Raw genomic sequence first — 12,381 nt, 5'->3', positions numbered from 1 at the left:
GCCTGATGGCTATGGAACGAATAGAGGTGAAAGGTGCTAGAGCCCACAACCTTAAAAATATTGATGTCAATATCCCGCGTGACCAGCTAGTGGTCATTACGGGATTATCTGGTTCAGGAAAATCGTCGCTTGCCTTTGATACGATTTATGCAGAAGGTCAGCGCAGGTACGTTGAATCTCTTTCAGCGTATGCACGCCAATTTCTTGGGCAGATGGATAAACCGGATGTAGATGCCATTGAAGGTCTTTCTCCGGCGATTAGTATTGACCAGAAAACGACGAGCCGAAACCCTAGATCAACAGTTGGTACTGTCACTGAAATTTATGATTACTTGCGTCTCTTGTATGCTCGAGTCGGAAAACCGATTTGTCCTATACATGGAATTGAAATTACGTCACAAACGATTGAGCAGATGACAGATCGTATTTTAGAGTATCCTGAAAGAACGAAATTGCAAGTGCTTGCGCCAGTTGTATCCGGCCGCAAAGGAACACATGTGAAAGTGCTTGATCAAATTCGGAAGCAGGGCTATGTACGAGTGAGAGTCGATGGAGAGATGGAGGATCTTTCAGAAGATATCGAGCTTGAAAAGAACAAGAAGCATTCCATTGAAGTAGTCATTGATCGAATTGTCGTGAAGGAAGGCGTTGCTGCTCGGCTGTCTGACTCCCTTGAAACGGCGCTGCGGCTAGGCGAAGGCCGAGTGATGATTGATGTGATTGGACAAGAAGAGCTGTTATTCAGCGAACATCATGCTTGTCCGCATTGCGGGTTCTCTATTGGTGAACTTGAGCCGAGAATGTTTTCATTTAATAGTCCTTTTGGTGCCTGCCCGAGCTGTGATGGGCTCGGTTCAAAACTGGAAGTCGACCCTGAGCTTGTCATTCCTAATAAGGATCTGACTTTACGGCAGCATGCCATTGCACCATGGGAGCCGCAAAGCTCGCAATACTATCCACAGCTTCTTGAGGCTGTTTGTACACATTATGGCATCGACATGGACATTCCAGTAAAAGATATCCCATCGCATTTATTTGATAAAATTTTATATGGAAGCGGATCTGAACGGATTTATTTTAAATATGAAAATGATTTTGGTCAGGTACGTGAAAATGAAATTGAGTTTGAAGGCGTTCTTCGTAATATTGAACGACGTTATAAGGAAACAAGCTCAGATTATATTCGTGAGCAAATGGAAAAATATATGGCCAATCAGCCATGTCCGACATGTAAAGGATATCGTCTGAAAAAAGAAACGCTGGCGGTTCTCATCAATGGCAAGCATATCGGAGAAATCACCGATTTGTCTGTCTCTGATGCCCTTGATTTCTATGAAAAAATCGAGTTGTCTGAGAAAGATTTGCAGATTGCCCAGCTCATTTTACGTGAAATCAAAGAGCGTTTGTCCTTCTTAAATAATGTGGGCTTAGATTATCTGAATTTGAGCCGGTCCGCTGGCACACTATCAGGCGGAGAGGCGCAGCGGATTCGCCTGGCAACTCAAATCGGGTCAAGGCTGACAGGTGTTCTTTATATATTAGATGAACCATCCATTGGTCTGCATCAGCGTGATAATGACCGATTGATCGGGACATTGAAAAACATGCGCGACATCGGGAACACACTGATTGTTGTGGAGCATGATGAAGATACCATGCTAGCCGCTGACTATTTAATAGATATTGGACCTGGAGCAGGAGTTCATGGAGGAGAAGTGATTTCAGCTGGAACGCCAGAAGAAGTCATGAAGGATCCGAAATCCTTAACAGGCCAATATTTATCAGGTGAGAAATTTATTCCGCTGCCAATTGAGAGAAGAAAGCCTGACGGCCGCTATATTGAGATAAAAGGTGCAAAAGAAAACAACCTGAAAAACGTGAATGCGAAGTTCCCTCTGGGCGTCTTTACAGCTGTGACCGGAGTATCCGGCTCAGGAAAAAGTACGCTTGTGAATGAAATTCTATTAAAATCACTTTCACAAAAATTGCACAGAGCGAAGGCGAAGCCAGGGCAGCACAAAGAAATCAAAGGAATGGATCATTTGGATAAGGTCATTGATATTGATCAATCTCCAATTGGCCGTACACCAAGATCCAACCCTGCCACGTATACAGGTGTCTTTGATGATGTGCGGGATGTGTTTGCACAAACAAACGAAGCAAAGGTACGAGGCTATAAAAAAGGCAGATTCAGCTTTAACGTCAAAGGCGGCCGCTGTGAGGCGTGCCGCGGGGATGGCATCATTAAAATTGAAATGCACTTTTTGCCAGATGTGTATGTGCCTTGTGAAGTGTGTCACGGGAAACGTTATAACCGCGAAACACTCGAGGTCACATATAAAGGGAAAAACATTGCTGACGTGCTTGAAATGACTGTGGAGGACGCACTCCAATTTTTCGAGAATATCCCGAAAATAAAGCGGAAGCTTCAAACGATTTATGATGTGGGGCTAGGATACATTACACTTGGACAGCCTGCAACGACATTGTCCGGAGGAGAGGCGCAGCGCGTGAAATTGGCATCTGAGCTTCACCGCCGTTCAAACGGAAGGTCCCTTTATATTTTGGACGAGCCGACAACAGGACTGCATGTGGATGATATTGCCCGTTTATTAAAAGTGCTTCAGCGTTTGGTTGAAAACGGAGATACGGTGTTGGTCATTGAGCACAACCTTGATATTATCAAGGCTGCTGATTATCTCGTTGATCTCGGACCAGAAGGTGGTGCAGGCGGCGGAACGATCATTGCCTCTGGCACTCCTGAGCACATTGCAAAAGAAGAAGCATCTTACACAGGAAAATACTTGAAGCCTATTTTAGAGCGTGACCGTAAACGCATGAAACAGTTGGTTAAAGAAACGGAAAGTGTGACTTCTTCATAAAGAAAACCCCTCGATAAGAGGGGGTCAGCGTGTAGACAAACCCTCGCATTCTTTGTCAGTTCTGCGCTCCGGTGCTCACGAATGTTTCAATTCGCTCCGCTCCGGTACTCGTCCTTCCTAGGGCTGCAAAGGTTTTCTATCACGCTGAAAAGAAGACAAAGGGCTAAAATCAAGATCATTTTAGCCCTTTGTCAACAGTCTGAAACCCCTCAATAAGAGGGGTTTTTCTTTTATTGCACATCTTCCTTCGGCATTAAATTACTGAGGTGCGTTAAATCCTTTAAAATATGGGTGCTGCTGCTGTCGAGCAGTACCTTTAAATAACGGATATCACCATACTTTGGATGAGACGGATGAATGGTCTCAAGCTCCTTGATCATATCGCTGTTCATGCTTTTCTGTTTTTGTATAAGGTCTAAAAGCGTTTGAGCCGTTTGTTTTGTATTATGATGATCTGTCAAAATAATTACCCCCTATATTGATAATCACCATCTTTTCAACATATTTTAAAGGGTAATCTGTGAAGAATCTACTCTTAGGTGCAAAAAGAAATAATTTGTGTCTAAGGTCATATGTAAATCGAATGATTTTGAAACTTTTTATACGCAATAAACGTATGAGTTAGAAAGGAATTTTCGTTATGAAGGAGCGAATATATATGAATAGAGATCAGTCGATTATTGCTTCTATTTGTTATTTTAGTGTATTATTTATGCCGTTTATCGTACCGATCGTGGCGTTTTTTGTAGTAGATCAAAAGGAAACGAAGCGGCACGCATTGCGGGCATTATGGTCACATCTTTTGCCGGTCGCAGCGTGCATTCTGTTGATTTTTGGGTCTATCCCATTTTTATTGACGACACAGGCAGGTGACTCGCTCATTCCAGTCATGATGGTGTTCATCTTGTCTTTTTTAGTAGTCATTGGCTTTTTGATCTCTGTCATTTGGAATATCATTCAAGGTATTAAAGTACTTCAATCCATCAAATCTTAGGAGGGCTTTGTATGAATGAAAAAGAACGAATTTTAAAATTAGTAGAAGACGGAGTATTATCAGCAAAAGAAGCAATTACGCTGCTGGAAAAACTAGAAGAAGGTCAGTCAGTTTCATTAGAAAAGTCTACGGCTGATCACACCTTTCATGAAGAAAAAGCTGGAGCAGAGAGCAAAGGAAACGGCACCGAAAATCTTGGGGCAAAGCTGTTTGGCTGGTTAGACTCTGCGGTGAAAAAGGTAAAAGACGTGGATCTTGATTTGAACTTTGGACAGTCCGTTGATGTTGAGCACATTTTTCAGTTCAAGGACGCATCGCTTTCTCATTTAGATATTCAATTGGCGAACGGCAGCCTCAACGTGATGCCTTGGGACGATCGAGATATTCGAGCAGAGTGTCATGCAAAAATTTACCGTGCAGAGGATGGAGAGCAGGCAAGACAGCAATTTCTCAATCAATTGGACTGCGGGCTTGAAGGAGATAAATTTTTTATTCGAACCGAAAAGAAGACGATGAAAGTCAATGTTACATTATACGTACCGCGTATCCAATACGATAAGATCAAGGTCAAGCTGTTTAATGGACCGATTCGCGGGGAAAAGCTAAAGACAAAAGAACTTGCCGCGAAAACGACAAATGGTGTTGTCTCTTTTGCTTCGTTACAAGCAGAAAAAGTCGGAATAGAAACAGCAAACGGACAAATCAAACTGGCAGATCACGAGTGTGGTATGATTGAAGTAGAAACCATCAATGGGCTCATAGACCTGCGCGGGAAAAGTGAATCAATTGATGCTCAAAGCTTTAATGGAAATATTGCTGTTCAGCTGTCAGATGAAAAGTGCCGTTCCATCTATGCGAAAACGACAACAGGCAGTGTGGACGTTCAGATTCCGCGTGCATGTGCAGTGACCGCTGAGCTGAAAAGCAATCTTGGGTCTATCTCTCACGATTTACTTGATGCAGAGATGATTAAAGAAAAAAATGAAACATTACAAAAAGAGAAAATGATCAAAGCCAATCAACAAGCGGTGCACAGTATATCCATTTTTGCAGAAACAAAAACAGGCTCAATACAAGTAAAGCACCAATCAGACAAGGAGTGATTCTACATGAAGAAGCTTTATCGTTCAGCAACAGATAAAAAAATAGCGGGTGTTGTTGGTGGACTTGCGGAATATTTAAGTGTTGATGCATCGCTGCTTCGCATTTTAACCGTCATCATCGGATTTTTGACAGCATTTATGCCGATCTTCCTGATCTACTTCATCTGGTATTTTGTTGTTCCGGAAGAAGGCACTAAATAAATGCTTAGATGGATTGTCAGTATTTTAGTAAATGCATTACTTTTAATCGTCATTGCTGGATATTTTGATTCGGGCATTCTGCCTGGGCTCGGGAGCGTGTATATTGAAGGTTTTGGTGCAGCCATTGTGGCAAGTATCATTTTGTCCTTACTCAATATTTTAGTGAAGCCGTTTTTGATCATTTTAACGCTTCCAGTGACCGTTCTTTCACTAGGATTGTTTTTATTTGTCATCAATGCGATTACACTCATGATGACATCGAGCTTTATGGGAGATAGCTTTAACATTGATGGATTCGGAACGGCCATTTGGATGGCTGTCATTTTATCCATTTTCCATCTGTTGATACAAAAAGGAATTGTAGAGCCGTTAGCGAAAAAAAGCTAACGGTTTTTTTGTGCAAATTTGCATCGTTTCTCTGTTCCATCTGACATAAAAACGACCTTCAGGAGACACAATATCCGAAGGGAGGCGGTGCAAGATGGTGAACGTGAGCAGACAAATCATGCTTTTATGTTTTTTTATCATTCTTTTTTGTTTCAGTCAGCCTGCTTCAGCAGGACCTTTTCTTCAAACAGAAGTGAATGTACCGGACAAGCCTTTTTCGCCTTTTATCTTTGACCAATTTCATGTGGACGTCCGCCCGGTTCTAGGAAAAAGCCATGATCTACAGTTTCGTGCGTCCATTAGTGACCAAGAACAGATTTTGTCTGCGAACTTGTATTATAAACAAAGTGATGAACTGGGGTACCGCTTGATTCCAATGGAAAGGCTGCCAGGGATGAAGCCAGAATTTACCGCGAAAATTCCGCCAGATCAATTATGGAATCCAACCGTTCGTTACTATACAGAGTTCCTTACGCAAAAATCAGTAATCAAAACGGCAGAGAAATCGGTTCATTTAAATGGATTTGAAGAAGATCTTTCACATATTCCGGATTTATTCATCACAGAAATTGTCGTCAATTCAAAAAACCGAAAAGGCAAAGATGCTTTTGAGTTTATCGAAGTGTATAACACGACACATGCGCCTATCTCTCTTAAACATTATCAGCTCCGCTACCGCAATCCTGCACAGGGCATTGAAATGGATGATGTATATTCCTTTCACACAAATCCAGTCACCATTTCACCTGGAAAACCTTATGTATTCTGGCTGAGAAAAAAAGGGCAGGAGCATTTAACGGCAGCGGACTTTAATGCCATGTATAAAAGCCAATTAAAAGAGGGCGAGCATTTGTCCATTATTGAGAGCAAAGGGCTGTCCAACTCTAAATCTCGTCTTGTTTCGATCACAACAAATATAGGTGAAGAAATTTCTTCTGCCGCTTTTCGTTTGAAGCCATCATGGTTTAGCGAGCATAAATCCTTGCTGTTCAAGTATCCAATGGATGGTACGACGCAGACGAAGCTGATTTCGAAAATTGAGGAAGAACCCACTCCAGGTAAAGTACTAAAAGCACAAATTCCATCTGAAAAAAAGGAAATTTCTCAAGATATCCATAAACCTGTGATTGAAGATATGACGGTAAGGAAGCCGGTGAAACCAACTGAAAGTGTAGAGATTAAAGCAGATGTCCAAGATGATCAGGCCGTGAAAACCGTCAAGCTGCGCTATCGAACGAATCGAAAAGATCCGTTTAAGGAAATACTGCTGCAAAAAGACCATAATGACCGGTTATTTCATCATATTATTTATTCACCTGAGTTGATTGGGAAAGAACAATTGGAATATCAGCTTGAAGCGTCAGACGGCGAAAATGAAGCCAAGACGTTGAAAAAAACGATTGATGTGGAGCAGGTCAGCAAAGCCCACGGTCTACGATTCAATGTGGAAGAGGGAGATACGGTATCAGGTTTATTTTCATTAAAGGCAACGTCTGATCAGAAAAAAAGCATCGAATTGCGGATAGATGGAAAACGGAATCAGCAAGTATCCTCTGCCCTTGAAGCAGATCCATATATCGCATTTGATGTCAAAGGAACAAATTTATATTTTAAAAATGGTGTGTCTATAGGTAGGCGTTTACTTTCTATTTTTGATGATTCGACAAAAGTGTACCGTACCTATACAATGCCAATACCCGAAGAAGAGATAAAAAAGGCAGGTCTCCAAACGATCTCTTTTCACGCTGGCACAAAGTCTTCTCCGGTGGACCGGCTGCCTGGAGAGAATCATGATGATTTTGAATTGAAAAACGTCAGGATGATCTTATCAAATGGAACACAAATTCCGCCAATCAATGCGAAGCCGCTAAAAGAATGGAGAATGGGAGACAGCGGGAACGCAAAAAAGGTGAGAACGTTTCAATTTGAGATTCCAAAAGAGGCGTATGTTTCAACCTATATAAAGTGGGACACAAAAAGGCTGAAAGAAGGGCCGCACCTGATTGAGGCCAAAACCTCAGACGAGCACGCTTCAGTACGTGTGAAAGTTGATAACACTGGGCCGAGAATTAAGACCAACGTACAAGTAAAGGATCAATATAAAGGCGCCTTTACATTAAAAGCAAAAGTTACGGATCGCTGGAGTGACATAGAGGAGTTGAAGGCATATGTGGATGGCAAACCAGTTTCTTTGCCATATCAGACGTCCTCTAGTGAATTAAAGCCTGGGAAGCACACGTTTACGATCAAAGCAAAAGACGCAGCTGGTAACATGTCGACGTTAAAAAAAGAGTTCAAGACGGTACATGAGCATCCAGAAACACCAGAGCGGGTGGCAGATAAGACGAATATGAAATCATCAAAACAAACTGTGCTAACCAAGGATCCAACGAATGATAAGTTAGATTACTCTTTTTATCGTGCCTATCAATATACATCGCTGCATCCTTCAATGAAGATTTTTAAGTATGCAGCAGAGACAGAACCGCCTAAGAGTTATCTCCAAAAAGGAGAAATGATTTTTTCTGATCAAGAAAGGAACCGCATTGCATTTGTTGATGGAAAGTCAGTTGAAACGAAGGATTTACAGCGTTTTCCTTATCATCGTTTTCAAATTAAGGTTCATCATAGTGTACGTGAAAAGGATGTCGTCGAAGCTGTATGGAAAGGGAGTTCATTGTCAGGGAGAAAGGTGACAATGTACGCGTGGAATCACCAGCAGGAAAAGTGGGATAAAATCACTCATCACTTTGCCAAGGATCAAAAGGAATTTTATCTGAAAGGGCTACTGTCAGTGAGACAGTACATGAAGAATCAAACGTTTGATTTGCTAGTACAGGATGAAATCAGCAAATCGCAAAAGCCATATAAGATGGTATGGATGTCTGACACTCAATATTATGCAAAGAGCTATCCTCATATCTTTAAACAAATGGTTGAATGGATCAGAGATCAAAGAGAAAAATTAAACATTCAATATGTGTTCCACACAGGCGATATTGTGGATGATTCAAAGGATAAGCAATGGCACCGTGCTGATACATTTATGCGTGTATTGGATCAGAATCACATTCCCTATGGGGTTTTAGCAGGAAATCATGATGTTAGACACAAGGACGGTTTATATGCGGAATACGGGAAATATTTCGGGGAAAAGCGCTTTGCCGATAAGCCTTACTATGGTGAATCCTATCGAAACAATAAAGGTCATTATGATCTCATCTCTGCCGGCGGCAATGATTATATGATGGTGTACATGGGCTGGGGGATTAAGCAAGATGAAATTGATTGGTTAAACCGTGTAATTTCTGAGCATCCAGATCGTATCGTCATTTTAAATTTCCATGAATATTTGTTAGTGAGCGGCAACCGAAGCCCGATTGGCGACCTCATCTTCCACCAAGTGGTGAAACGCCATCCTAATATTGTGGCCGTATTTAGCGGCCATTACCATGGAGCAAGCAGGAAAGTAGATGAGCTTGATGATGACCATGATGGAAAAGTCGACAGGAAAGTATATCAAATACTCGCCGATTATCAGTCAGGACCTGAAGGTGGTCAAGGGTTTATGAGGGTCATAACAGCCGATCAAGAAAAAAATCAACTTCATTTTACGACATACTCTCCTTACTTGAATCAAGAGCATTTTTATGATCCTAAAACGTATGGAGATCAGGATGAATTTTCAATCGATGTAGATTTGACACCGAAAATGAAATCTGTCAAAACCAATTATTTTGAACTCAATGTGTATACGAATGTTCTTCTAGGAGAAGCGCGCGGCGTAAAAAGCGGCAAAAAAGCAAGCTTTGAGTGGAAGGGCTTAAAGCCAAATGAAGATTATTATTGGTACACTGTAGCAAAAGATCGTTTTCAAGGAAAAGCCATTTCACCAATATGGAAAATTCATACAAAAGATGATGACGAAACAAAATTTCTTAGGAAATAAAAAAACAGTGCTCCGTGTCAGGGGCACTGTTTATCTTTCCATTGTATGAATGAGCTTGTAACGATCCCCTCTATAAACGGAAACAACATACTCAAATGGAATGTCTTGTTGAAAAAAAGTCGTTCTTGTTATGGACAGCACAGGGTCTCCTGCTGAAATAGACAGCAAGTTTGCTTCTTCCTTTGAGGCAACATTGGCTTCAAGTTCCTGTTTGGCATGAGCAATGACATGTCCAGTGTGAGTTTCTATATATTCATATAAAGAGCCAGTTAAATGTTTCTTTGTTAAATCTCCGGCAAATCTTTCAGGTATATAGCTCGTTTCAATCGCCATTGGTTCATCATTTGCAAGGCGTATCCGTTTGAGCTCAAATACAGCATCACTATTAGACAGCTGTAAGACTGGCAGCAAGTGCTCTGGACATGCAGTTTTTTTGAAGTCAATCAGCTGGCTTGATGCTTTGAGTCCACGCTGGCGCATATCCTCTGAAAAGCTTGTTAAGCCTTGAAGCGGCTGTTCAAATTTTTTCCGGCTAACAAAGGTGCCTTTTCCTTTTTGTCGATACAAATATCCTTCGTTCACAAGATTCGATAAGGCTTGTCTGACAGTCATTCGACTAATACCAAAGCGTTCGGCATATTCTCTTTCAGAAGGAATGAGTGTATCAGGTGCTAATGTTCCATCCTCAATCTGTTTTTTCAGGTTCTCCATAATCTGATGGTACATCGGAATAGGTGACTGCTTATCAATAAACATGTGAAAATCCTCTCGTTTTTAGCGTAGTGATCCAGCATCTCGATCAATCAAGACCGTTACATCTTCATGAAGTTTCAGTGCAGACGCTGGGAAGTCCGGATGAATCTCTGCCTGTTCTAAATATTGTATCACTTTCGCTTTTGATTTTCCCGAAGCAAGAAGGAGAATCTTTTTACTTGAAAGAATGCTCGCAATTCCCATTGTGATGGCATGTGTAGGTACCTCATCAATAGAAGAAAAGTATCTTGCGTTAGCCTGTCTCGTGTTTTCATCTAACTGCACAACATGAGTTTTTGAGTTGAAAGGGGTACCTGGTTCATTAAAACCGATATGCCCATTTTGACCGATTCCAAGGAGCTGAAGATCGATGCCGCCTACAGCCTCAATGAGCTGGTCATATCTTAAGCATTCCTTTTCTAAATGAGCTGCATTGCCATTTGGAAGAAAATACTGATCCTGAGGGAGATCAATATGGTCAAATAAATGACGTTTCATGTAGGTCATATAACTATTTTCGTGTTCTGGATTGAGTCCTGCATATTCATCTAAATTGATTGTTTTTGTTTGCTTGAAAGACAATTGACGCGCTTGATGAAGTTGAATTAACTCTTTGTAAGTTTCAATAGGTGTACCGCCTGTTGCTAGGCCGAGTACGGCATCGGGTTTAGCAGCTATTGTCCTTGCAATAATGGCAGCTGCTTCTTTTCCTAATTGATCTTTGCTTTCAAATTCGATGATGTTCATTAGTGGTTGGCCTCCTTTTTTTCAAAGACGATTTGTCCACGGCAGATCGTCATCATCAGTTCACCAGATTCATCCCAAATCACCAGATCTGCTAGTTTTCCAACTTCGATGGAACCGAGCTGTTGATCAAGTCCCAGCTGAGCGGCCGCATTGGTTGAGGTCATCTTCGCAATCTCTGTCCAATCACAATCAGTGAGTTGTTTCATCCGTTTGACGCCATCTTTCATTCGCAAAATCGATCCTGCAAGTGTACCATCGTCCAGCAATGCTTTTTCGCCGCTGACTGTGACCGTCTGACCGCCAAATTCATACGTTCCATTCCCAAGCCCTTTTGCACGCATCGAGTCTGTGATCATGATTAAACGATCACTTCCTTTTGCCAAATACGCAAGCTTGATGGAAAGAGGATGGGAGTGAATCCCATCTGTGATCAGCTCAGTATGAAGATTCTCGTTCGTAAGAGCAGCACCTACAGCGTTCGGTTCACGGTGCTGAAACGAACTTATTGCGTTATAAAGATGCGTTACATGGCGTGCACCATGCTTAGCTGCTAAATTGATCATGTCATGATGGGCATTCGTATGTCCAATAGAAGGGATAATGTTCTTTTCCTGTAATAGAGAAAGAAATGCAAAATCTGTGTCTTCCTCAGGTGCAAACGTGACAATTCGAATGAGCTGATCAGAAGCATCCAGCCATTTTTTAAAAAGCGGAATATCAGGCTGTTTAATCCATTGAACAGGCTGTGCTCCTGCCTTATCTTTAGAAATAAATGGACCTTCGAGGTGGATTCCTATACATTGTGCCTGATTTCCTGCTTGTGCTTCATTACTTTGTTTCCACTGAGCGACATTTTTAAGTGCATGCTCAATTTCATGATGGTTTTGTGTGATGGTTGTCGCTAAAAAACTTGTCGTTCCTTCTGACGGTAGGTTGTCAGCGAGTGTATTCATCGCTTCTGCCGTCGCATCCATCATGTCTGCACCATATCCGCCATGGATGTGAATATCAATCATTCCAGGGAGTAAATAAAAGTTTTCCCGGGAAATATATACTTTTTCATAATTTCCTGTCGGTGGTGATGTTGAAATATAGTCAATCTTGCCATCGCGTAAACCGACAAAACCGTTTTCAATGACCTTTGTCTTTGTCACAATATGAATGTTGGAGAGCAATAAAGAACCGCTCATGTTTGAGCCCCCTTATTCGTTATCTTTCATTTAAGTTTACTCTTTTTAAGTATAGTTGTCTATACCAGTTAGGGCGGTGAAACAGGAACAGGATAAAATACTGTTTTGGGTTCATCATTGAAAGTGATAAAATAGAGCTGTATTTCTGAATCGCCTGTGATAAAAGGAGGAAGAA

At 41.5% G+C, this 12,381-nt stretch carries 10 protein-coding genes; 6 read left to right on the top strand and 4 right to left on the bottom strand.

What is annotated here, in order from left to right; genetic code table 11:
* Nucleotides 1-5: 5 nt before the first annotated feature.
* On the top strand, nt 6-2,882 hold the full coding sequence (uvrA, locus tag MHB67_RS16030; RefSeq protein ID WP_025093988.1) for an excinuclease ABC subunit UvrA: 2,877 nt from the start codon (nt 6-8) through the stop codon (nt 2,880-2,882).
* 230 nt (nt 2,883-3,112) lie between these two features.
* Here the strand turns inward: uvrA and MHB67_RS16025 are convergent, their stop codons facing one another.
* Nucleotides 3,113-3,343 (bottom strand): hypothetical protein, encoded by a 231-nt coding sequence (locus MHB67_RS16025; RefSeq protein ID WP_024423581.1) that lies wholly within the window; start codon nt 3,341-3,343, stop codon nt 3,113-3,115.
* A 197-nt stretch (nt 3,344-3,540) separates the two neighbouring features.
* Between MHB67_RS16025 and MHB67_RS16020 the strand changes: the two genes are divergently transcribed.
* The 5 genes from MHB67_RS16020 (at nt 3,541) to MHB67_RS16000 (ending at nt 9,516) form a co-directional block, all read left to right on the top strand.
* Complete coding sequence (locus MHB67_RS16020) at nt 3,541-3,876, top strand: hypothetical protein (protein ID WP_024423580.1); 336 nt, start codon at nt 3,541-3,543, stop codon at nt 3,874-3,876.
* Between the two features lie 11 nt (nt 3,877-3,887).
* Nucleotides 3,888-4,979 (top strand): DUF4097 domain-containing protein, encoded by a 1,092-nt coding sequence (locus MHB67_RS16015; protein ID WP_024423579.1) that lies wholly within the window; start codon nt 3,888-3,890, stop codon nt 4,977-4,979.
* A gap of 6 nt (nt 4,980-4,985) precedes the next feature.
* Nucleotides 4,986-5,180 (top strand): PspC domain-containing protein, encoded by a 195-nt coding sequence (locus MHB67_RS16010; RefSeq protein ID WP_024423578.1) that lies wholly within the window; start codon nt 4,986-4,988, stop codon nt 5,178-5,180.
* Nucleotides 5,181-5,567, top strand: coding sequence for a phage holin family protein (locus MHB67_RS16005; RefSeq protein ID WP_024423577.1), 387 nt, complete (start codon nt 5,181-5,183; stop codon nt 5,565-5,567).
* Nucleotides 5,568-5,661: 94 nt separating this feature from the next.
* Nucleotides 5,662-9,516, top strand: coding sequence for a metallophosphoesterase (locus tag MHB67_RS16000; protein ID WP_103131664.1), 3,855 nt, complete (start codon nt 5,662-5,664; stop codon nt 9,514-9,516).
* Nucleotides 9,517-9,546: 30 nt separating this feature from the next.
* Here the strand turns inward: MHB67_RS16000 and MHB67_RS15995 are convergent, their stop codons facing one another.
* Genes MHB67_RS15995 through nagA form a run of 3 tightly spaced genes read right to left on the bottom strand, consistent with a single transcriptional unit; the run spans nt 9,547 to nt 12,206 of the window.
* Complete coding sequence (locus MHB67_RS15995) at nt 9,547-10,272, bottom strand: GntR family transcriptional regulator (RefSeq protein WP_103131663.1); 726 nt, start codon at nt 10,270-10,272, stop codon at nt 9,547-9,549.
* An 18-nt stretch (nt 10,273-10,290) separates the two neighbouring features.
* Nucleotides 10,291-11,016 (bottom strand): glucosamine-6-phosphate deaminase, encoded by a 726-nt coding sequence (gene nagB, locus MHB67_RS15990; RefSeq protein WP_024423574.1) that lies wholly within the window; start codon nt 11,014-11,016, stop codon nt 10,291-10,293.
* Nucleotides 11,016-12,206, bottom strand: coding sequence for an N-acetylglucosamine-6-phosphate deacetylase (nagA, locus tag MHB67_RS15985; RefSeq protein WP_025093993.1), 1,191 nt, complete (start codon nt 12,204-12,206; stop codon nt 11,016-11,018). Before nagA ends, nagB begins: the two co-directional genes overlap by 1 nt.
* Between the last annotated feature and the right edge of the window lie 175 nt (nt 12,207-12,381).

Source organism: Bacillus sp. FSL H8-0516 (assembly GCF_038635285.1).
GTDB classification, from domain to species: Bacteria; Bacillota; Bacilli; order Bacillales; family Bacillaceae; genus Bacillus; species Bacillus safensis.
This window is presented reverse-complemented; position numbering and strand designations above follow the sequence as displayed.